Source organism: Aureispira sp. CCB-QB1 (assembly GCF_000724545.1).
Lineage (GTDB): Bacteria > Bacteroidota > Bacteroidia > Chitinophagales > Saprospiraceae > Aureispira.
The window spans coordinates 313,261-336,581 of the sequence record NZ_JHBV01000030.1 but is presented as its reverse complement, the minus strand read 5'-3'; the positions used below and the strand labels follow the sequence as shown (position 1 = coordinate 336,581).

Below are 23,321 nucleotides of genomic sequence, written 5' to 3'. Positions count from 1 at the left end.
GTTGCACATTCAGAATGAAGCATTTTTTAATTGAAATCGTTATTTAGAAGTTGTTTGTTTTGAAGAAGGCGTGGACGATGAATTGTCTTCAAAATAATCGGGACGCCAAGTTAGTCCACCAAAGATGATTTTTAGCCGATCTTTCCAAGAATGACATTTTTTAACATCATTCCAAATGTGTTTAAATTCAACAAAATTGATTACAATGGGGTTGTTACTATGGATGTTTTTGGTCAAACCATAAACGACTTTTTCATCTTCTCGTTGAAACGTACCAAATAGTTTATCCCAAACAATGAGTACCCCACCATAATTTTTATCAAGATATTGAGTATTAGAACCATGGTGTACTCGGTGAACAGATGGTGTATTAAAAATTTCGTCTAGCCAGCCTAATTTTCTTATCCGTTCGGTATGAATCCACGTTTGAAATTGTGCCACTAAAATAAGACTTACAATAGCCTGAAAAGGAGTAAAGCCAATTAAAATCATTGGAATTAAGAAAATCCATTCAAACAAACTTTCGATAATACTCAACCGCATTGAAACAGTTAAATTATAATCCTCTGAAGAATGGTGAACACTATGTACAGCCCATAAAATCCTGTGTTCATGTTCCATGCGATGCATCCAATAATAAGTAAAGTCTGCTACAAAAAAAGCAATCACCCAAGTTCCTGTATTCAGAGGAATATGAAAAGGCGTTATCCATGAAATTGGAACAAGGAAAAGAATTCCAAAGATACCTAAACCAATTCGTTCTGTCAGCAAACCTAGAAAGAAGATACTAATATTGGCAATGGAATCGCCCCATCTTCTTTGCCTAGACGTCCATAAATCCAAGGCTATTTCAAAGGCAACCAACCCAAGGTTAAACATAAAAAAATAGGCAACGTAACGCATGATACCTGCCGTATCAAATAAATAAGTTAATTGATCAAAGCTCATAAAATATTCTTTTAAATATTGGTAGCGAAAAAGTGACTTAGGGGGTGTTTTTTTGAGGCAAGAAATGCAAAAACCAGAAAAACCATAGTAAGTTGGCAAGATCCCACACGGAACCATCTCCTTGAAAATAAACAATGACTTTAGGCAATTCATAGATGCCTACAAAGCCTAAAAAACCTAAGTACCAATATTTGTCAAATGTGTATGTTGATTTATTCATACAGCAAAACTAGAGGAATAAAGACATACTTTTTTGTCCATTTTGGACAGTTTGGAAGAAACAATTATTTTGTCGAGCTTTATTGTTAAAAAAGGTTCTAGTTCATTACCGACAAGCTACTCGATAGGGATGTATATTTCAGTAATCAATTCGTTGATAGGTGTAGAAGGAAGGTCGTTGGGATAAAATTCAAGCGTAGGCGCATCTTTGAGTTCTAAACCAACATCAAACATCCAAAAGGCATATATTTTTTGATATGTTTCAGGGCAGGTTTCGTGAGATCCTTGATGAATGAATTTAGCATATTTTTGTTGAGGATGCCTTTTGGTTTGAAATAACCCATCGGGCTGAAAGTCTAAAGGACGATCTAAAAGAAGTGAGAGTCGATAACGGCAATGAATCGCATCACTGATAGCATCGTCGTCTAAGCATTCGCCCATAAAAATAGCTTGTTCTGAATATAAATTTTTTTGCTCTAGGTAGGTGAAAAAATGTTCCCACATTTGTTGTAATTCAGAAATGTTGTCATAAGCTCCTTTGTATTCTAGATATAAGGTTTCAAATTGCGGCAAATACTCGATTTTATAAGATAGTTGTTCTCTTTCGTTGTGGGAAGGAAATAGTGTTTTTCTCGTAATATCTTGAAGTGTTTGGCATCGGCTTCGAAAAGCAGAAGGCGTACAGCGGTATCTTTTTTTGAATGCTTTGCTGAATGCTGCAATATCTTCAAAGCCCACTTCAAAAGTGATGTCGGATATTTTAATAGAAGAATATTTGAGGTATTCTGCTGCTTTTTCGAGGCGAATTCGTTTGATGTATTTGCCAATTGTCTCGCCGTGAATTGCTTGAAAAATTCGATTGATATTTCGATAAGAATAGTGACAAATTTCTTCGATACGTTTGATATTAATAGCCTCCTTAAAATGTTGGTCGAGATAAGCCATCAATTTTTTATAGTTGTCCAACTGTACTTTGTTCTGCATCTTTTTAGAGGTAAAACTATGCTAATTTAAAGGAAGAAATTTGTCTTTTTTGGACAAGTTGTTTTTCTTTTTAGGCATCACAATCCAAATTATAGTTGCTATTGGTTTGGCTAGCTGTTTGAATAATTCGTTCGTATGCTTCTTCCATTGACATTCCTTGCCCTTGGTTTTTCTCCATTAGGTAGTCAAATGTTGGTCCATTAGGATTGCCATACTTAGCCAAATCACGTTTTTGAAGCAGGGCAACTTCATCTTTGTTGGGCATCATATGTCGAGCATGAATTCTAGCTTCGTGTCGCAGGGTATAGGCTTTGAGGGCTCGTTCCTCTAATGAAATTCCTTGGCTCAACCAATATTCATTTAGTTTGGGAATGGCTAATACTTGGAAATTATACCATGTACGAATATCACAATTATTATTAGGAGTATCAATACGAACAGTGGCAGGAGCAATGATTTTGTGCCCAAGCATCCAGTAAGTGCTACCCGAAGATAAGACAATTAAAAAAATGCTGTAAATGATTAATTGTACAATTGTTTTGCTGTTCATGTCTTGAGATGCTTTTTAATAGGGTTGCTTTGCAGATTTTTCTCACAAAAACAGAAAATCCACAACGCATTAACAACATGAATGTACTCTTTTTATAATAACTTTTTATTATAAAAAGCATCTTTGTATCGTAACTAGTAAAGTCAAGGAAAGAGCAGAACTAGTTTAATCTTTTGTCCTAGTCTGACAGCAGTCTTTAAAGATATTGGTAAAAGGAAATATCATTTGATTCAAATAGGCTTCATTTTTGGGGTAATCAATGTGACTTTCTAGCAGACCTACTTGATCAACCTCTCCTTGTCGATTGTAATAAGTTCGGAACAAAAGATCCCAAAAAGGTACAATATTCCCAAAGTTTTTGGCTTCTGCTAAGACTTGGCTGTGGTGGAACCGATGAATTTTGGGCGTAACCACTAAATAATCCAAGAAAAAAGTATTGGCATCAATATTGGCATGAGAAATATAAGCAATGACAACGTGCAGCACTCCAACTAAAAAAATAATTTCTGGACTAAAACCTAATAGCAGCAGCGGCATTAATTTTAAAAAGGAATTTAGAAACATATTAATTGGGTGCATCCAGTTCGTTTTAAACCAGTTTAACGATGAGGGCAAATGATGGATGGAATGAATTTTCCACAAAAACATACTCCAATAAGAGCCTTTTTTTCCTACATGACTGATTCGATGATAGATATAGGGCAAAAGTTCGCCCAATAAAACGGCAACCACAAAAACGATTATCATTGGAAGTGATTCCCAAAATTCTACCGTTTGAAAAAATAACTGTTTAACCCAAAGAACAAAAGACAACGCCATTGTTTTTCCTAAAGCATCAAAAACAATGGTAGATAGTAATAAATGTTTTAAATCTGTGCCAATTTTATGGCGAGAAGTATTCCAGTGTATTTTAAACGGGATTAATTGTTCAAATATGAAAATGTAAATTGCAGTAAGTACAAAAATAAGACTTGCAGTTAATTCAAAACTCCACTGATTGGCGACAGCCAAGTAGGCTATTGTAGCATTGACTGTTAGAAGGAATGGCAGAACGATAAGACGGACTAAAGTTGATAGATTCATAATTTTCTTTTCTTCTGTAGTCGTATACCATCGCCCAAAAGATGCAGAATTAGAAAACTATTTTTAATCTATTGATCTCATCTAACAATTTGATGGGCAAATGACAATCGGATTTTAGCTGAAAATCAGTTATTTCTGCTTTGTTGTTATAAGAAATATCTACACAGTTTAAAATTAATTCTTTTAATTGTTTCCGCCCTCTCTGAATCCTAGATTTAGTAGCCGTTAGACTCAAATTTAATACCTGTGCAATTTCTTTTTGAGGCATTTTTTCAATATCGCTTAGGTGCAAGGGAGTCGCATATTTTTCTGGAAGGTAATTTTTAATGACAAAACTGGATAAGTCGCAAACACAATTACCAGAATGATTGTCTGGATTGGAGTCAAGAGGTAAAGATAGTACAGGTTGTTTTTTTCTGTAATAATCAGCAATGGTATGTCGAGTAACCTGAAAAAGCCATGCCTTATAATTTTTAATAGCTACTTCTGAATGAAGCTTATTGAATAACTTGAGACCTACTTCCTGCAAAATATCTTGTGCAGCAACTTGATCTTCAATTCTTTTTTGAATAAAAGAAGCTAGTTGCGGATTGTATTCCTTCCATATTGTTTCAAAATTCATAGATTTAGATTTATAAATAAAAAGTAATCGTGTAAAAAATTAGATGCGCTTTAATACCTTACAAAGGTTTTACCAAACCGATCATTTCTAATAAATGTCGCCCATAATTTACTTTTTTATAAAGCGCTGCATCTCTTTTCGCACGGCGACAAGCTCCAACTTGATCTTGGATAGGCTTTTCTAATTGCTGCAAATCATATTCTAAACGTTCGAGTTGCTGTAAACTAATTCGTTGCTCCTCAATTGTAATTTTAATCCTTTTTTCCTCTTCTTTACCTATTAATTGATGATAACGCCTGATATCTTCTATTAAATCTTGGTGCTTTTGCGTACAACGGTAAATGATATCTTGTGTTTTTTCAAAATAATTACTTTCCAATTCTGCCAACTCGATTTCCTGTTGTGTCAAAAGCTGCTCTAAAATTTGCAGATGATCATTGTACTTTTCTAAGTCTTGTTGACTAAGCTCATGGAGGCGTTTTTTTCGTTTTAATAGCAATATTTTTTGGCGCAATGTCTGTGCTGTTAAAGCGGGGAGGGTCGTTTGAGTTTCTATTTTTTGATGATAATAATCGTATAATTCTTCGTAGTGGGCTTTTTCTTCCTGTCGAAGTTGGCTTAATTTATGTTTTTCCTGTTTGACAAAAGTTGCAAAAGCATGGATTTTATTTTGGATGATGGTCTTATGATCTATACAATCTTTAATGTACTCTTTGGGGGTCTTGGCTTGTATTGTGGCAATTTTTTGTAAATAATTGGCAATACTTTTTTCATATTTCTCAGCTGTTTGAATTAAGTCATTAAAATATTGCATTTGCTTATTAAGAATGCTTTTGATGGTATCTTTTTTGTCGGCATATTTTCGGCTTCTATAAGTCAAATAATTAAAACCAAAATAAGCAATCGCCCCAATAAGCGCTGCGAAAAACCAAGGCATCATAATAGACAAGGCAGCTGCAATGACAAGAATTAACAAGAGAACAACAAAATTAAAGAAACGTTGTGATTGAACCTTCTTAGGGTCTTGACTATGAGTAAGCCCCATTGCTTGTTGCAACTCTTTTTTTTCTATTGGCTTTTTTATCTGAATTTTGGGCGCAGGGCTAATAGATCGAGTAGCAGGAATCACAAAGAGTTGATCCAAATTAAGATTTTTAGGCAGCTGTTGAAGGGCTATAGTGGGAATGCTAATTTGCTCATCAGATAACGTTCGCTCCAAATTGTACGTTCTCAATACTCGAACCCATTCTTCTGCACTTGGTCGAGCAAAGGGGGTGTGGTGCCCATCTATAAAACAACGTTCAAACAGTTGCTGAATTTTTTGAGGCAACTTTTGGTGTCGTTCATGTCGCTCAGGAATCGTTAATAGTTGAGGACGGATGAGAGGATTTTGGACAAATAAACCCTGTTCTATTTTTTGATAGAGCCCCGTGTATTGATCGTAAGGAGGTTTGGCAGAAGCTGCATATGGGTGGATTCCCAATAGAAGTTTATAAAAAATAACAGCCATTCCAAAACGATCCCAAGGGTCTTCTTGGGTAGGATCGACCGCATTATTTTTTAAATAACTATCTGGCGGAGTATATTCAGGGGTTGCAACAGGGGCATCATAAATAGTTGTCCCATTTTCGACGACTTCTACAGAATCTAAATCCACCAACGCAACTTTCCCATCAGGGCTGACCATGATATTGTCAGGTTTCATGTCGACTAGAATATAACGCTCGGTATTGTGAAGGTATTGGATGCTAGATGCTATTTTATAACAAAGATCTAAGCGTCTTTTTAATTTGGTATCTACCTCAAAGTCAAATTTCTCCCAAGTTGCCAGATGTTTTTTAGGAATATTTGGTAGAGATAATAATTCTAATTTTTCACCAAGAACCTTGGGCATTAGAAAACCGACAAATTGATTGTTGGCATCCAATAGCAATTCTTGTGGCCAGACTAACGTAATTGGACTATTTGCAGGGAATCGTTTCGGTGGATGTTGTTGTAGATAGCGTATTTTTTGATGCCTAAGTGTTGTTCTGCGTTTGGGATGATAAATTTTAGCAACCAAGTGTTGATAATTGCTAGGCGATAAAATGTTGTATAGATTTCCCTCGCCACCACCTGCTAGAGGTGTTTCGTGAAGTTGAATGGGAGTAGAGCTATTATTTTGAATCCAAACTTTCATGGGCAAAACAATTTTTAATCTTTGGTCTGTCGTATGGAATTTTAGAGCAAATGGAATGAGATGATAATTGTTGTTAATGAATGTAAGTTAAGGAATAAAGTTCTGAATGAAAACGATTTTTATAGGATCTCTAAAGGGTTTTCTTTGAGTTAGAATAAAATTTGTGATTTGAGCGAACTTTTTTTGCCCTTTTGTAGTTCTAATTATATATTTAGATAAATGTCTAAATGTTAAAAATGTAACTACTGTTACAATAAAAATAAAACTTAAAAGTATGGTAAAAGACTTGATGTAAGATTAGTCCTACAGAAAGGTTGTTTTACAATTATCAACAAATTAATACTACAAACAATGAAACACCTAATAATTAGCACCCTTATTTTATTGATGACGACAAGCCTTTGGGCTCAGAATGATTGGGAAGGAACTTGGGAAGGAAATTTGAATGTTGGCATGCAAGAACTTCGCCTTGTTTTTCATATTAAAAAAGGAGAGAACAATACTTGGACTGCGTTAATGGATAGCCCTGATCAAATGGCTTATGACCTGAAAATGGATGATGTGGTTATTCAAAAAGATAAAACAATTAGCATGAGTTTGAAAGCAGCACAGGCAAAATTTGTCGGTGAGTTGAGCGATGATAAACAGCAAATAAATGGTGAATGGATACAAGGTCAATCGTTTCCTTTGGAATTGAAAAAAGGTAAAACGAAGCAATTAGCTCGTCCACAAGAACCTCAAGCCCCTTTTCCTTATTCGATTGAAGAGGTGCAATATGAAAATAAAAAAGCCAAAATTAAATTGGCAGGCACATTAACCATTCCTGAAGGAAATGGTAAACACCCTGCGGTGATTTTAATTTCTGGGTCAGGACCACAAGATCGAGATGAGACTATCTTAAAACACAAGCCATTTTGGGTTTTGGCAGATTATTGGACTAGAAATGGTTTTGCTGTTTTGCGTTTTGATGATAGAGGAGTCGGTAGTTCTGAAGGTGATTTTAGCAAAGCAACTAGTGCGGATTTTGCAACAGATGTGGAGGCTGGATTTAATTTTTTGAAAAAACATGATCGCATTGATGCGAAAAAAATAGGCTTGGTAGGACATAGTGAGGGAGGAATGATTGCACCGATGGTTGCCAGTAAAAACAAAGGTGTTGCTTTTATTGTCTTATTGGCAGGTCCTGGAGTTCCTGGCAATGAATTGTTGATAAGACAAAGCCATGATATTATGAAACAACAAGGCTTGAGTGACGAAGCGATAGAGGGAACACAAAAGGTAACTCGCAAAATTTACGAAGCAATTATACAAGACAAAAAAGATGAATTAGGAGTTGGAGATATTGTAAAAATGGTGCGAGGAGATGTAGAGATGTTAGATGAAGAAACTCGAAAGGCTGTCGGGCTTAGTGAGGGAGCTTTGAGGCAAACCGTTTCAACAGTACATAGCCCATGGATGCGTTATTTTATTCGCTATCAGCCTCAAGCATATTTAAAAAAGGTAAAATGCCCCGTATTGGCAATCAATGGAGAAAAAGATTTGCAAGTTGCTGCTACTCCTAACTTAGAGGCTATCGAAGCAGCTTTGAAAATGGCCAAGAATCAACAGGTAAAAACCGTTGCCATACCTAATTTAAATCACCTCTTTCAAACAGCCGAAACAGGCGCAGTAGACGAATATGTTAAGATTGAAGAAACCTTTTCACCTGTTGCGATGGAGTTGGTTTTAGATTGGATGAAAAAGCAATAGGTACAATAGTTTGGATTGCTCAAGCTAATCGCTGACTACTAGGATAAAATAAAAATGGGATGTCGAACAATTTGTTGTGACATCCCATTTTTGTATTATGGATTCCAATCAAAATAAGTAGGCGCAGAATTATTTTGAGTTAAAAAATCAATAGTATAGGTATTGGCAGTTCCTGTTGGAGGGGGAACGCCAGGAGGTAGATTGACCAAGTATTTTCTTAGTTGATAAGGATTAGCCGTAACACTACCTCTATTCGTCTCTTTATAATAATTTTCAGCATTATTTAAGGTTGTACTTTGTGTAGTTATACGGTTGGTACTTCCTTGGTAACTATAAGCAGCAACTGAATAAGCCGTATAGTTATTTTCGCTCCCATTGGTAATCAGACCAATCGTTGCATTATCACTCGCTTCATTATAGGTAATACTATGATAATAAGGATAGGATTGACTGCTATAAGAAGACGAAGAAGGTGAATAAACACCATCTTCTGTAGCAAATTGTTTGCCAAGACTGCTATTGCTAAAATTAACACCAACACCATGATAATACTTTCTTAAAGACGAAGTGGGGGTAAATGGACGTTGAAATCTATAAGTAAATAGAATATCCAGATTATCATTAATAGATAGAGCATCAACGGCTCGAAATGTTACATCAGAAGGAAAGGCATAACTAAAAGGATCACTACTAATGGCTAAGCTTGGACCATAAAATTCGATGGTATTATTTACCAAAATGACCAAAGTTGGGTTGCCATTGTTTTTGTGCCAAAAAATATCAGAAACGTTGTTGTACTGACTTAAAACAGCAATTTGTGCTCCTACTGTATCAATAATAACAGGCGTTTTATTAGCATTTAAATAGGCAATTTTATCGTGTTTAGGACTAAGAGCTATATGTGTTTTAGAACTAGTAGGAGAACTAGTTAATTTTTTTCGCTCAGATAGTATTTCGTTAACTAAGTAAATATCGTTGCGATGAATATAAGCCAAGTCCTTTTTCAATTCAACAGAATTGGTTGCTGAATTGCCAGCAACTCCATAGATTGGATCGTATTTGGTACAACTACCAATACCTAGCAACAAAACGATTGCCAAGCAACTTAAATATAGATGTTTCATAATAGAATAGATTTAATCAGGATAAGAGTTAGATTAGGTTTAAATGGACAATATATTTTTAGCCTCAAATAATACTCCAAATTATTGGCACATCTAAAAGAGTAGCGCACCAACTCCAATATGTATCCCAAAAAGGTAACGATCTTGAATGCTGCGGATGGTTTCTAATTGATAAACATGGATTTCTTGATTATTGCCACTTATATTAAAAGGAGTGGGCAATGGACCTCCAGGATTTCCAACAAAAATGTATTGAGGGAAAATAGTAGTTTCAATTCCAACTCGAAAGGTTATTCGGTCGGCAATAACAGTTCGATAGCCCCAACTAGCTGCAACACCCAACATAAACGTAGAAGTTTCGTGCGTCAATGCAGCTACTTGATCTGGATAAGGTCGATTATCGGCTCTATTGTCAGCATATTCTACGCGTTGATCTCTCAAGTTGCCATTTACAAATACAAAACGCAATCCAAAGTCCCAATAAAAACCTAGAGGGGCAAGATTGGCAGTGGCTCTTCCATATAAATTAATACCCAAGTTAATGTCATGAGCATGGAGTTGATAAAATAGATTGTGAATATCTCTGCTTGACTGAAATAGGCTAGGAGTAGAGGTCGTAACATTCAAACCAGATACTTGATAGTTGTAGGCTAGTTTGAGACTTTGTTTTCTTCCAACTACATATTGTAAACCTATATTATAACGATCTTTTAAGGTAAAATGTCCCGTATGAGCATCAAACGGAAATGATTTTGGTCCTTTGTTTTGAGCTGTAGGGTAACCCAGGTTAAAAAAGAAAGAACCACCTAGTTCTATAAAAAAACGTTTCCCTTGATAGCCAGGAACTTGGGCTTGCATAGACGTAGACTGTGCTAAGCAAGAAAGGGTAATTACAAAAATTAAAAAATACTTCATGGTTTTATAATTGTATGATGGTGCTAAGAGCAATATTTAAAATTTAGAAAATGAGGTTAATAACCTGCTTTGGGTTTAGATTTTATTTGAAACAGCGCATCAAATAAATGTGCATTTAATTGCGTTTTGGTATCTTTTCTTTTGTAATAATCTTCTTTTATAACACTATAGCGTCCCGTTGTCAAATCAAAAACAACAGACCAATAAATCCAATGTGTTTTGCGGCGTTGAAGGGATGCAATTCCAGTAAATAGAAGGTACTTAACACCATATTTTTTGACAATAGCATCTGTTGCGCTTTGATTAAAGCCTTTCATGAGTAGACTTCCGCCAAAACGATTTTGTTGCGACATCCATTCAGACAAAACACGAAGTTCATTAAACGCTTCAGCATCGGTATTGGATAAGTTAGCTGTGTTGAGTAACGTAACATCCAATTTAGCAAGTTGGGCATTTTTGAGTAGTAAATCTGTCAGCAGGGCTTGATTCTTCTCTGAAGTCAAATGATCGACTTTAGTTTTTCTACCATCTATGATCTTAACATAGTAAGGAGCATATACCAAAACGGAATCAATTCCAAGCGCAACGGCATTGCGTTTTTTGCGTCGACGCATTTCAGCTCTACCTTCATGACTATTGTAGTATTCTGTGCGATTGTTTCGTTCCTTTTTTTCAAGTTGTCCCTTAGAAAATAAGTCGATGAATTCTTCGGACTCTAATATATCTCTAAAAGCATATATTTCGTAATCTTTCTCCTCAACCTCATCCTCTGTAATAACTTCTTGTTGCTTTTTTTGTTTTTTGATCTTGTCGTATTTGGACAGTTTCTTATTAGAAGTAGAATTGTTATTAGCTTTGTCAATACTATCTTGCTGTTGTTTTGCTAATTCTGCCACTTCAACCTCAACGATACTTTGCGTCGAAAACTCAGAGCGTTTGTCATAGTGGTAAGCCAACTCCAAGAATAAGTCTTCTTTGATGTGGTTGAGCTCACTATCATTAGGATGTTCTGCTGTCAAGTCCCAAATATAACGGAGTGCAAATACCGTTAATTCATTTGGTTTTAGTTGAGATAAGAAATAGTATACCTGCTGAGAAGGACCCTCTATTTTCTTGTAAGCACTCTTGCTCATGTATTCAGAATCTATGCCCTCATTGCTATAAGAAATAGAATAGGTTTTTACGCCCTTTATTTCATTTTGAAATTTTGTAAAGCCGTAAAGTGACTTAGCAATTATTTTCTTTAAAAAGAAGCTGTTAGGATATTTTTGCATCAAAATATAGCAAGCATAGATCGCATCTTGGTATCTAAAGGCATGCAAATAGTAATAAGCCAATTCAAAACGAGCAATGTCTCTAATTTTTAAAAATGCTTCTTGATTGTTAACAATAAAAGATTGGCGATTGGCAAAGCTGTTTTTAGCAACAATATCGGCACAGGCTGCCCTTCTTTTATCAATACTAGGATGTGTGCTTTTCGATTCATCTTCCTCGTATTCGCCATTAATTTCACTAATTTCTTCTTCTGGCAAAAAATAATCTTCTGGAAATTCAATGAATTCATTCTCAAAGAATTCTTTTTTAAAAGTTAAGATGTCAAAAGGTAGGTAGGAGTATTGTAGAACATCAAAAACGCCATCTAAATCATCTAAACTATATTGACTAGCTAAGTACAAGTCTAACCCTTCTTTGTCTGCGGCAGTTTCTAGTTCTTTGGAATAGTAATTAGTAGCGACCATTTTATCGTCAAAAGAAGTGTTTTCAAGCAAATCAGATCGACTAGAATAACGGTTGATTTTTTGAGCTTCCATATACATATCTAACGCATGACCATGACGGACATGGGAGATTTCATGAGCTAAAATAAAAGCCAACTGAGCTTCATTTTCCAATTGTGCTAACAGCCCGATGTTGACAAAAATAATTCCTTGATTGGTAGCAAATGCATTTACAGCCGACGAACGAACAGCGTAGAAGCGTACCTTTTTACGGAGTTCTGGATCATTTTTTAAGAGTTCATCAGCAACTTGGTTGATATACTGAGTAATTGGGTCGTTGAACAAAACTTTGGCACTTTGTAACAAATCATCAACAACAAAATTACTTTCTAAATAAAATTGTTTCTCATCTTTTTGATCTGATTTTTTAGCCTCTTGGTTTACTTTTTCCAACTCCTTCTTGTACTTTTCTGACGATGGAGTTAAAAATTCTTGAGGAATCGTACCTGTGCTTTTTAACAATTCATAATTGTCAAAATCAACATTTTGAGCCAATAGGCAAGCGCAGAAACAAAGACTTAACAGTAGGGAAATTGTGTACTTTAACATGAATTTTTTAGTTCTAGTGATTTGAATAGATTAGTGTTTAAGGGAGAGGAATGTAGTTTATGGCATTATCTCAACTTAAAACGATAATTGACCTTTATACGCTTGAGAAAGATACTTTCAAAAACGATAGGTTTTAACATTTGATTATAAGTTCCTATTTTATATAGGAATGTTTATGGGTGTCCCAATATCAAAATTTATACAATGTGTTTTTGATAAAAGAAAATCGTTGACGCATTATTTACTTCTTTAGTATTTGTTAATAGACTATTGTGAATAAGACGTCTACTTGAAGTTAAAATCAATTGAATTTTGACTCTATACTCGGTGTTCAAAGATACTACTTTGCTATCTTAATAGCAAATGTTTGGTCTTTGGGATATGAGGAGTTTAAAGGTGTGCCAATCAGGAAATCGTCAGATTTCTGGTCAAGGGATTAATTAAGAGGCGTTTTTTAGTTAAAGATAAAGGTAAATGTTAGATTTGTACCAATCGGTCGTTCTAAGGTAGATTGATTGTAGGAGATTTGAAAGAAGCACTAGTTTACTTTTATAAATATTGTAAAGGTCTTCTTCGACAAATTTTAATAAATAGCGTTTATGAAAACTGCTGAATAGTTTGCATAACCTTACCCATTTTTGCTTTTGGTATGTTGTACAGCGTTCATATAACGCATGGTAACTGTACTACCTAAATGCTCGTTAGCTTACTTTTAAAACATTATTTCGATAGAAAGTTGCATAAGATTAGCCGCACCGCTAAGTAGTATTAAAAAGAGAAGTATCAAAAATTTATCAACAAAAGCTCAGAAAGTAACCTTAAACAACTGATTAAAAAGACCACCATAAAGATTATTTAGAGGAGCAGACTTTTGTGCATCTTGAATTGTGTTTTTGAATCCAACTTTTAGCCTCCTATAGTCTGTATAACTTTCTATTATGAAAAAAATTTTACTAGTCGTTTTTATTGCGCCACTTATTTTCTTGTTATTTAGTAGAGAACAGTATAAGGCACCTTATCAGCCAGATACGTTCTATTTAGGCGGTATTCAAATTAATGAAGCAAATAATGAGGACTGGGTTAAGATGTTGCAAGATGCAAACATGAATACTGTTGAGGTAACCATATATGCTAAACAAGGAGAGTGGGACAGTGATTCTTTGAGTTTTGATGATCAAAATCAAGGGGTATTATCTGAAATAAGAGCAGCCAAAGCAGCAGGTTTACATGTTATTTTGATTCTTCGAGTATCCTTAGATCACGCCTTTGTTCGCAATCGTTTTATGTGGCACGGTATGGTATTGCCCAAGAACGATAGTTTGTTGGTCAATTGGTTTGGTCGATATCAAGCTTTTGCCAAGAAGTGGGCTACTATTGCTGCCCAAGAAGGAGTCGATGTGTTTTGTATTGGCAGCGAAATGAATGCTTTAGTTTCCACGTTTGAAGTGAACTCAATGCCTTCTTTGTATGCCTATTATAATAGTGTGCCTGCTCAAAGAAAATTTGAACAGCGAGCTTTGAAGTATAAAAAGCAACTCAAGGAAGAAGATTTGTGGGTAAGAGGTTATGATAATTATAAAAATTTAAGAGCCTATATAGACGACCGCATCAAATACAATCATACATGGGGGCAGCAAGTGACTTTTGCAGGAAAAAGAAACCGATTGGCTTTGATGAATCAAAGGAGAAAACAAGCTCTTTATCAGTGGAAGAAGCTAATCAAAGAAGTCCGAACAATTTATAAAGGAAAGCTAACTTATGCGGCTAATTTTGATAATTACCATGAAGTTGCTTTTTGGGATGACTTAGACTTTATAGGAATCAATGCTTACTTCGCGCTTAGAAATGCCAATCAAACAATTGTGAGTCCTCAAAAGATGCAAAAAACGTTAAAAAGAGGTTGGGAAAATGTATTTGATCAAGTTGATGCTTTTCGTGCCCAGCATGATTTAAAAGATAAACCGATGCTTTTTACAGAACTAGGATATATCAACCGCAAAAATACGACTATAGAACCTTGGACAGGTTTTGGTTTTTCAGTAGTCGGCTCTAATCAGAATGAGCGTCTTATTGTTTGGGATAGGGAAGAAGCAGATTGGGAAGAACGAAAATTTGCGATTGATGCTTTGTATGAGGTGGTTAAAGAGCAGCGAATTAACTTAGAAGGAATTTTATACTGGAAACTAACAACACATGATTATCACTTGCCCTACGAGCCATTTGCTTTGCACTTGACACCTGAGGCGAAGGATTCATTGCAAACAAGTTTGGGATTATTTTCTAAGTTGGACGACTAAATTTCATTTATAGAAGTATTTTTAAGTGCTATTAATACCTAATAAAAAAAGCTTTCTACATTGTAGAAAGCTTTTTTTATCTATTTTTTATAATCAACTTAGTTCTTTTTTAGAACATCAGGATATTTTTTTGCTTGTGCATTGGCATTAATCCAAGGCGGAATTGTATGTCCAGAGCCACCGATATAAGCAACTTCACCTCCTTCGCTTACCGTAAATTTCCATTCATGGAATTTTTGACATTGGTTCACACAGTTACCAAATTTAACACTGTAGACAATTTCCCACCCGTCATTCGTACGAGCAATATTGATATCATTGCCATCTCCATAAGGTAAAATTTCTTCAATAGAACCAACCCCTTCGCTTGTAAAGAACTTCATCATTAAAGCAGGCATATTTAACGGTTCTCTAGATTGAAGAACCAACCCTGCTCGTTCTTCGTCAAGATAAACCATGCGAGTCATTACTAAATTGTATTCTCGAATGAGGTTATTGATAGAAACACTTCCTGTGGTGTCTTGGCGTTGTTTTAGTGGTTCCACCCAAGGAGCATCGTGTTCAAAGACCAAAATGATACTTTCTACATTAGGAATAGGAAATGAACGAACGTTGTACTTGGTTGAAATGGTATCAATCGCACCATAATCAGAAGTACGAACCGCTACCAAAGCATTGTAGATAGCTTGCACCAACTCCTCTGGCACACGTATCGTTTGTTTTGAAATACGTTGTTCTTTGTTGATTAGACGAAGAGCCAAACGGGCAGCGTCTTTTTTATAAATGACTTTTAAATATTTAGGTAGTAGATTATCGTTTACAAAAAACTCAGGCAAGTTTTTTAAGATTGTCAATTCTCCCCCTTTGCCTTTTTTACCACGTTTACCTCGCTTTCCACGCTGAGCATCAGCGTCATCGGCAGAAAACATAATAACAAGGGCAATTAGAGCTAAACATTTAGTGAATCTGAGTACAGTTCTTACAACCATAAAATTTTAGTTTTTAGTCAAATTACAGAATTTGTAAGATAAGATAATGCTTTGTAAAGATAATTATTTGATTTTTATTATCAAAAAAAATAAAACTTTAAATAAGCAAATGCAATCTAACCTTATTTAGTCAAAAAAAGAAGAAGTTTGATACAAAAGTGACAAGAATACAAAGACAAGACTTTTCTTCTTTTGAGGTAATTAAATGTAGAAGCATTATAAAAGATATATCTATTGTACGTAGTATTTGTCAATTTGTTGCTGCAACTTCAGCGCTTTATCTTTGTGAGCATGTGGTGTTTGGGAATTCAGAATGTTGTTCAATTCTGCTTTTGCTTGCTCTACACTATCCTCTTTAATCAAAGTTAGTACCAAATACCACTCTGCATCTTGTTTAATACGCTTTTTTTCTGTTTTTATTATGGTTGTTAGTATTTTTTTTGCCTCAAGTGGTTTGTTATCAGCTAAATAAGCTTTGGCTAAATAAAGCTCAATTTTTGATTTATTTTTGATGAATGCATTAGAGGCTAGATAACTTTCAAATAAGTTAATTGCTTCCGAGTATTTTTTTCCATTATAGGAAATAATAGCTTTGGAACGGATACGGGCACTTTTTTCTGCTTCAAGTTCTTTTGAATTCAATTTGTCCTGTGTTTCATCAAAGCCACGTTGATTCTTGAAATCTGAAATTTTTTCAGTTGTAAAGTTAGCAGCAAAAATTTCTTCTGCACTCATTCCTTGGCTCAAGAATTGATACCCTAGAGGCAAAAAAGATAACAAAAGAATAGTTGCAACGGCGTATTTGGATAAATTAGTCATTTTTCAAATCTTTCTGGATATACATGGAGTGTTTGATTCCCAATAGTTTAATTTAAGTGATCGTTCAAGGAAAAATAATAATAAGCATGTAGTAGCATTACAAACAATAGTACTCTTTTCCTTCGATTAGCACTAAAAATAAGATTATTTTTTATCTATGTTTTTTATGAACAGATACTTATCTTGAAATTTTTTATTTCAAGTTTCAAGCAGGTTTAAAAATAGGTTTCTTTACTAAATAGAGCAGAAAGTACGCTGCTGTATTTGATTGGTCTAGTTCAAGTTCTCTGTACGTGGTTGTAAGAATAATCATTTCATTTGCTAATCTCAATAACATTTTGATATCGTTTCTGAGAGTGCTTGTACAAAATTATACTTCTTTCTGCTTAATGTGTTGGGAATATATTGTAATGCAAGAGTTTGATTAACAGTGTGTAAGTGCGTTTCGTTTCTTGCTTTTGTTTATGGAGGAAACAATCGTATTGTTACCCTCATTTTGATAATCCATTAGATTTTTACTCTTAGGGTTTTTGGGTGTTTAAAAAAGTAATTAATTGATTTTTTGATGTTGATTGTTATGAGTAAATGAAAATTCTACTGAATTATGTATTTGTGTTTTAGTATTTTTAGTTTTACATAAGTAATCGTCCATAAAAAATTCTATAAACCACGAAGTCGCACTGTTTGGCTATGCCTTTGGTACACTGTACCAAGCTCTCGCAGGTTGATAATGATTATATATGATAATTTAGCTTCATTTGTTTTTTGTTAAAAAATGAAAACTTTATTGGCAATTGATTTTGCTTATAATTACGATTACTACAAAAGTAATAAAAAAAAAGAGAGCAAGTGGTTTCATTTTTGCCATGAAACGGCTCATTTGTGCCAAGTCCTTCAAATTAACAGTGTTTTAGACTTGCGTATTTTACCTATAAAAACAATAAATATTTAAAAAATGCAAAAGAACTAAAAGAAGACTTCTAATCTATCGGTTTTTTCATTTCTGTTTATGCTGTAATTATAAAATCCTTTGTTACTTTTGGTGTATAATACAGCATCAAAATTTTTATTTTTTTACTACTGAGATAGTTCATCCGAATTAGAAAACTAAACAATTGTTTAAATAATTCCATTGGTCTACTTAAACTATATTAATATTGCTTTGGGAGTGCTATGCAGCTGATAACCCATATGCTGTTTTTTATATGATATTTGAGCGTTGGGTATTAGAGGGATATAAGACGATTCTTTGGTTGATTAAAACCACCATTGGACAGGGGGAGAGTTGTATGTTTTATAGGCATGAGTTAGTATGGATAGATATTGGTTGCTGTTATGGACTTTTTAAATGCTATGAAGTTGGTAATCATCTTTTTAATACTTTGAATAGCAGAGGTACAATGTGCTGCTGCTCAATTTGATATAATTTATTCTGGATGATTGTTTAAATAAAGTTGTTAAAGTTATTACACAAATAAGCTTTTACCCCTTTATTTAGGAATCTAGAAATCAACTAAATGATTGAAAAACGATACATTTATGTTTAACAAAAAAGATATTCCTTTTATACATAGAGACATTAGCTGGCTTTCATTTAATTATAGGGTACTCCAAGAAGCAAAAGACCCGTCTGTACCGTTGTTTGAACGAATTAAATTCTTAGGTATCTATTCTTCCAACTTAGATGAGTTTTTTAGAGTGCGCGTTGCTTCTATCAAAGCTTTGATTCGTTTGGGAAAAAAGACCAAGAGTCAAATGGATTTTTCCCCAGAGTTGATTTTGAAGCGAATTCGCCAAATTGTGACAGAGCAGCAACTGGAGTTTGATTCGATCTACAAAGAGCAAATCTTACCAGAACTAGCTAAACACAGTATTTATATACTTCGCCCTAAAAATTTAAAATCTTATCATAATTTATTTTTAGATCGATTTTTTGAAGAAAAATTAATACAACATCTACAACCCATATTGTTGGTAAAAAATAAGATTAAAACTTTTTTGCCTAGTAATGCCATATATCTAGCAGTTCGGTTAAAAACAGCAGGTCATATCAATCGATATGCTGTTGTGAGAATACCTTCTGAAAAATTTCCACGATTTATAGAACTGCCTAGCCGCAACGCAGAACGAAAAGAGCTTATTATCTTAGACGATGTGGTACGATATTGTTTGCCTCGTTTGTTTCCAGGGTATCATATTCGGGATGCCTATTCTATCAAAATGACGAGAGATGCTGATATTTACATAGAAGACGAATATACTGGAAACTTAATTGAGAAAATTAGAAAGGGAATTGCAAAGAGGACGATAGGGCGAGGGACTCGTTTTGTATATGACAGAAGGATGTCGAATAGGACATTGAATTTCTTGACGGCAGCTTTGCAAGTGAAAGAAGGTGATTTGCAACCAGAAGGTCGATATCATAACAATTATGATTTTTTCAAGTTTCCGAACTTTGGGATTCGAGAATTACAAGATATTCCTTTGCCTCCACTTAATCATGTGGATTTGCACAACCAACCCAAGCTGTTTCCAGTTATAGAGAAAAAGGATCATTTGTTGCATTTTCCATATCAAAAATACGAATATGTTATTCGTTTGTTGGAGCAAGCAGCTTTGGACCCAGAGGTGACCGACATTAAAATTGCACAATATCGAGTTGCTAAGGACTCAAGAATTGTTGCTGCTTTGCGTTTTGCTATTCAAGAAGGTAAAAACGTAATGGTCTTTATGGAAGTAAAGGCTCGTTTTGACGAAGAAGCCAATCTGTACTGGGCAGAACGGCTAGAAACTTGGGGAGCAAAAGTAATTTATAGTATTCCTGAGCTCAAGGTTCATGCGAAGCTGTTGCTGATTACTAGAAAATCTAAGCATTACGCTTATATGGGGACGGGAAACTTTAACGAAGATACGGCTAGAATTTATAGTGATTTCGGTTTTATGACGGCTGATAAACGATTGACAAAGGAAGTAGAGCAGGTTTTTGATTTTTTGGAGTACAAAAAACGTCCAGAAAAGCCGTTTAAACATCTGTTGGTTGGGCAGTTTAGAATGCGACGAAATATATACCAGTTAATTGAACAAGAAATAGAACACGCCAAGGCTGGTAGAAAGGCTGCAATTACTTTGAAGTTGAATAGTATTCAAGATTCTAGAATGATTGCTCGTTTGTATGAGGCTAGCAATGCAGGGGTGAAAATTAAGATGATTATTAGAGGGGTTTGTAGTGTGGTTCCCAATCAAAGTGGTTTTAGTGAGAATATAAAAATTATTAGTATCGTTGATCGCTTTCTGGAGCATACTAGAATTTATCGTTTTCATAATAATGGAGATGAAAAAATATACCTTTCATCTGCCGATTGGATGACACGTAATTTATTCTATAGGATTGAATGTGCGTTCCCGATTTATGCCAAAGATTTGCAAAAAGAAATCAAGGATTTTTTGAACATACAATTCAAAGACAATGTCAAGGCTCGGATTATAGACGCTAAGCAAAAGAATGAGTATAAGCACAACGATTCTTCTCCAAGGAGATCACAACATCAGATGTATGTGTATTATCAAGATAAATTATTACGAAAAACAGATAAATAGAAAGCAGTAATTGTCTAAATTTGTGCGGTTTTGGGGTATGAAAAATGACAAGACTACAATTTTGATACTGTGAAGAGCAGCAATTGGTTGGTAACAGGTCAATTAGAATAGTAGTTCGTTGATTTTTTACTTTTTTACCAAAAAGATAAAAAAGCACATTTATATTAGTTTGATAATCAAAATTTTAACATAAAACGCAACAAACGCACAACTTGCTAATTATCAAGCTGATAAAGTTTAGCTTCGCTGCTACTGCGTGGTTTCAACGAACTATTGTTAGAAATAAAGAATAGCAAACTACTAACTAAAATATAAAGTAAAATAATGTTAAAAAACGATTTATTTTTAAGAGCAGCAAGAGGAGAAAAAACAGAACGTCCCCCCGTATGGTTGATGCGACAAGCTGGGCGTATATTGCCACAATATAGAGCATTGAGAGCTAGTTTGTCGGGTTTCAAAGAACTGGTTGAAACACCAGAATTGGCTTGCGAAGTGACGATTCAACCTGTTGACGAGTTGGGAGTAGATGCCGCAATTATTTTTTCAGATATTTTAGTTATCCCAGAAGCGATGGGGCTGCCATACGAAATGATTCCAGGCAAAGGACCGTTTTTTCCAAAAACAATTCAGTCAGAAGCAGATATTGATGCTTTGTTTGAAGGAGAAGCTGCTGCTGCTACATTGGGGTATGTTTATGATGCCTTGAAATTGACCAAGAAGGAACTTAACGGAAGAGTACCATTGATTGGCTTTGCCGGTGCTCCATTTACCATCTTTTGTTATATGTTAGAGGGGCAGGGAAGTAAGACTTTTTCTAAAGCTAAAAAATTGTTGTACCAAAATCCTGCTTTAGCACATCGATTGCTAGACAAAATTACCACTTCTACCATTGCTTATTTAAGAGAACAGGTTAAATCGGGCGCAGATTTAATTCAAGTATTTGATTCTTGGGCAGCTGTGTTAACGCCTGATAGTTTTAGAACGTTCTCTTTGCCTTATATGCAACGAATTGCCGAGGCTATTGATGTTGTTCCTGTAACTTTATTTGCAAAAGGGGCATGGCATTCTTTGCCAGAAATAGCAAAAGCAGGTTGTGATGTCGTGGGGCTGGGGTGGTTGCAGACACCTAAAGATGTTCGCTCTTTGTTGGGAAAAACACAAGTTGTACAAGGAAATTTGGATCCTTGTGCCCTGTATGCTGATCATAAAACAATTCGGTCTATGACACAAGAAATGTTGCGTGCTTATGGTCCTCATCATATTGCAAATTTAGGTCATGGGGTGTATCCTGATACTCCTTTAGATGGAGTTAAAGCATTTGTGGATACCGTGAAGTCGTTTGATTACGCTTCTAACTTATAATTATAGAAATTGAAGACATGGGATTTTTTTCGAAAATAAGACAGTGGTTTTTGCCCAACGAAATGCCGCCTGTTTCTGAGAAAACAGAGCTAGAAATATTGGAAGAGGAGGCACAACCGATGGAGACAGAAGTGCTAGTCGAAGAAAATCCCTTGTCTGAGGAAGAACAACAGTTTGCACAGATTAAGCAGCTTATTGCAAGCGACGATATGAGCAATCATGAGTTGGCAGCTATGTTTATGTTGGGCTTAGAATTGGAGTGGGATGATGAAATGTATGGAATGGTTGAGCAGTCGGCAGAAAAAATGACTTTCTGGGCAGAAAAAGAGGAAAACGATGCTTTCTTAAATCATTTCGAACAATTAATTATTAGCCCCAAGTTTTTTGGGCAGTATAGCGAAATTGCAACCTTTGCTGCTATTTTGCCTAAGTTTAAACGGATTGAAGAACTGCAATGGAAAGCAAAGCATTATTGGAATCAGCACCCTGTGCTAGTTGCGGCCAGCGAATTGCCTAATTTAAAGCGGTTGTATGTTGAAGATTGTCGAATGAACTTTCTTCCAGAAAGCTTAACCAATGCAACTAGTTTGGAAGAACTTTATTTATCCAATAACAAATTAACCGAAATGCCAGCGGATCTAGGACAATTGGTTAATTTGAGAATTCTGGATTTAACTTCTAACGAACTAAAAAATTGCCCTCGCTCTGTTTGTGATATTAAGAGGTTAGAAGTCTTAAAAATGCAACACAACCCCATGGTTGATATAGAACCTAGAATGTTGGGGCGTCTCTATCGATTAAGAGATTTAGAATTGCCTGAAGTAGTGGCTAAGTTTAATTTAGATAATTTAAAAGATTGGCTACCAGATGTAGACTTTGATAAACCTTATTGGAAATTTGATTGATATGAAATAGGAAGAACAATTTGCTATGACAAGATTTAAAAAATATATACTAGTATGGGCAGCCTGCTGTTGGTTTATCGGTTGCCAATCATCTTCTAATATTTCAGTTAATAATAATCGAAATACAGGAAAAGTAGACAAGGGGGAACAAGAGTTTCAGGCATATTTGGATCGAAAAAAAAATAAGTACATTGGTACTAAAGTTCCAGAATTGGTTCTAAAAACCTTAAAGGGGAAAACATATAATTTGGCTGATATGGGGGGCAAAATTGTTCTGTTGAACTTTTGGTTTGCTGCATGTAAGCCATGTATAACGGAGATTTCTAGTCTTAATGAATTACAGGAGCAGTATAAAAGTAAAAACTTGGTAGTTCTTTCGGTAGGAACGGATAAAAAAGAAGTAGCCGAAAAATTGGTGACCGAGAAAAATATGCGCTATCCAGTAGTAGCAGATAGAGCAGATATTGCCAAACAAATGGATGTTTCTACGTATCCAACATCATTTTTGATAGATCAAAAGGGGGTGATTCAGCAAGTGTTTATTGGAGCAAGTGCTTTTGATGCAACACATACCTATACCGAAGTAAAGCCTCACATTGAACGGTTGATAAAAAAATAAAAATACAAAAGCTATCCTCTACTTGAGAATAGC

The 23,321-nt window shown here is 35.0% G+C and carries 19 protein-coding genes; 7 read left to right on the top strand and 12 right to left on the bottom strand.

All coding sequences use genetic code 11. The features are described 5' to 3' along the window. Positions 1-39: 39 nt before the first annotated feature. From CG11_RS15815 to CG11_RS15785, 7 genes are all read right to left on the bottom strand, one after another. Positions 40-948: a sterol desaturase family protein gene (locus CG11_RS15815; protein WP_052597754.1), complete on the bottom strand. Its 909-nt coding sequence runs from the start codon at positions 946-948 to the stop codon at positions 40-42. Between the two features lie 37 nt (positions 949-985). Beyond that, positions 986-1,168 (bottom strand): hypothetical protein, encoded by a 183-nt coding sequence (locus tag CG11_RS15810; RefSeq protein ID WP_052597753.1) that lies wholly within the window; start codon positions 1,166-1,168, stop codon positions 986-988. Between the two features lie 116 nt (positions 1,169-1,284). Next, complete coding sequence (locus tag CG11_RS15805; RefSeq protein WP_052597752.1) at positions 1,285-2,151, bottom strand: GyrI-like domain-containing protein; 867 nt, start codon at positions 2,149-2,151, stop codon at positions 1,285-1,287. A gap of 70 nt (positions 2,152-2,221) precedes the next feature. After that, positions 2,222-2,701: a hypothetical protein gene (locus tag CG11_RS15800; RefSeq protein ID WP_052597751.1), complete on the bottom strand. Its 480-nt coding sequence runs from the start codon at positions 2,699-2,701 to the stop codon at positions 2,222-2,224. 165 nt (positions 2,702-2,866) lie between these two features. Next, positions 2,867-3,784 carry a sterol desaturase family protein gene (locus CG11_RS15795; protein WP_052597750.1) on the bottom strand — a complete coding sequence of 306 codons (918 nt, stop codon included), beginning with the start codon at positions 3,782-3,784 and terminating at the stop codon, positions 2,867-2,869. A 49-nt stretch (positions 3,785-3,833) separates the two neighbouring features. Next, entirely contained in the window at positions 3,834-4,406 is a 573-nt protein-coding gene (locus CG11_RS15790) for a sigma factor-like helix-turn-helix DNA-binding protein (protein ID WP_052597749.1), read from the bottom strand. 58 nt (positions 4,407-4,464) lie between these two features. Next, positions 4,465-6,585, bottom strand: coding sequence for a hypothetical protein (locus CG11_RS15785; RefSeq protein ID WP_052597748.1), 2,121 nt, complete (start codon positions 6,583-6,585; stop codon positions 4,465-4,467). Between the two features lie 351 nt (positions 6,586-6,936). Between CG11_RS15785 and CG11_RS15780 the strand changes: the two genes are divergently transcribed. Then, a complete protein-coding gene (locus CG11_RS15780; protein ID WP_052597747.1) occupies positions 6,937-8,334 on the top strand; it encodes a S9 family peptidase in 1,398 nt (465 codons plus the stop codon). A 95-nt stretch (positions 8,335-8,429) separates the two neighbouring features. Here the strand turns inward: CG11_RS15780 and CG11_RS15775 are convergent, their stop codons facing one another. The 3 genes from CG11_RS15775 to CG11_RS15765 all read right to left on the bottom strand — a co-directional run bounded on the left by CG11_RS15775 (position 8,430) and on the right by CG11_RS15765 (position 12,700). Further along, complete coding sequence (locus CG11_RS15775; protein WP_052597746.1) at positions 8,430-9,458, bottom strand: hypothetical protein; 1,029 nt, start codon at positions 9,456-9,458, stop codon at positions 8,430-8,432. 93 nt (positions 9,459-9,551) lie between these two features. Beyond that, the gene (locus CG11_RS15770; protein WP_052597745.1) at positions 9,552-10,373 is read right to left on the bottom strand and encodes a hypothetical protein; all 822 of its coding nucleotides are present in this window, start codon (positions 10,371-10,373) and stop codon (positions 9,552-9,554) included. Positions 10,374-10,429: 56 nt separating this feature from the next. After that, complete coding sequence (locus tag CG11_RS15765; protein WP_052597744.1) at positions 10,430-12,700, bottom strand: M48 family metallopeptidase; 2,271 nt, start codon at positions 12,698-12,700, stop codon at positions 10,430-10,432. A gap of 938 nt (positions 12,701-13,638) precedes the next feature. Here CG11_RS15765 and CG11_RS15760 point away from each other — a divergent pair. Continuing rightward, entirely contained in the window at positions 13,639-14,997 is a 1,359-nt protein-coding gene (locus CG11_RS15760; RefSeq protein ID WP_052597743.1) for a hypothetical protein, read from the top strand. A gap of 98 nt (positions 14,998-15,095) precedes the next feature. Here CG11_RS15760 and CG11_RS15755 read toward each other — a convergent pair whose 3' ends face one another. Both CG11_RS15755 and CG11_RS15750 read right to left on the bottom strand, forming a co-directional pair. Beyond that, positions 15,096-15,986, bottom strand: coding sequence for a hypothetical protein (locus CG11_RS15755; protein WP_052597742.1), 891 nt, complete (start codon positions 15,984-15,986; stop codon positions 15,096-15,098). A gap of 231 nt (positions 15,987-16,217) precedes the next feature. Continuing rightward, positions 16,218-16,805 carry a hypothetical protein gene (locus CG11_RS15750; RefSeq protein ID WP_052597741.1) on the bottom strand — a complete coding sequence of 196 codons (588 nt, stop codon included), beginning with the start codon at positions 16,803-16,805 and terminating at the stop codon, positions 16,218-16,220. 775 nt (positions 16,806-17,580) lie between these two features. Between CG11_RS15750 and CG11_RS30210 the strand changes: the two genes are divergently transcribed. From CG11_RS30210 to CG11_RS15730, 5 genes are all read left to right on the top strand, one after another. Further along, positions 17,581-17,757 carry a hypothetical protein gene (locus CG11_RS30210; protein ID WP_156039794.1) on the top strand — a complete coding sequence of 59 codons (177 nt, stop codon included), beginning with the start codon at positions 17,581-17,583 and terminating at the stop codon, positions 17,755-17,757. Positions 17,758-18,344: 587 nt separating this feature from the next. After that, the gene (gene ppk1, locus CG11_RS15745) at positions 18,345-20,402 is read left to right on the top strand and encodes a polyphosphate kinase 1 (protein WP_052597740.1); all 2,058 of its coding nucleotides are present in this window, start codon (positions 18,345-18,347) and stop codon (positions 20,400-20,402) included. Positions 20,403-20,726: 324 nt separating this feature from the next. Continuing rightward, the gene (gene hemE, locus CG11_RS15740) at positions 20,727-21,764 is read left to right on the top strand and encodes a uroporphyrinogen decarboxylase (protein WP_052597739.1); all 1,038 of its coding nucleotides are present in this window, start codon (positions 20,727-20,729) and stop codon (positions 21,762-21,764) included. A gap of 17 nt (positions 21,765-21,781) precedes the next feature. Further along, positions 21,782-22,669, top strand: a complete 888-nt coding sequence (locus CG11_RS15735; RefSeq protein ID WP_052597738.1) for a leucine-rich repeat domain-containing protein — start codon at positions 21,782-21,784, stop codon at positions 22,667-22,669. Between the two features lie 25 nt (positions 22,670-22,694). Further along, entirely contained in the window at positions 22,695-23,288 is a 594-nt protein-coding gene (locus CG11_RS15730; protein WP_052597737.1) for a peroxiredoxin, read from the top strand. Positions 23,289-23,321: the final 33 nt, after the last annotated feature.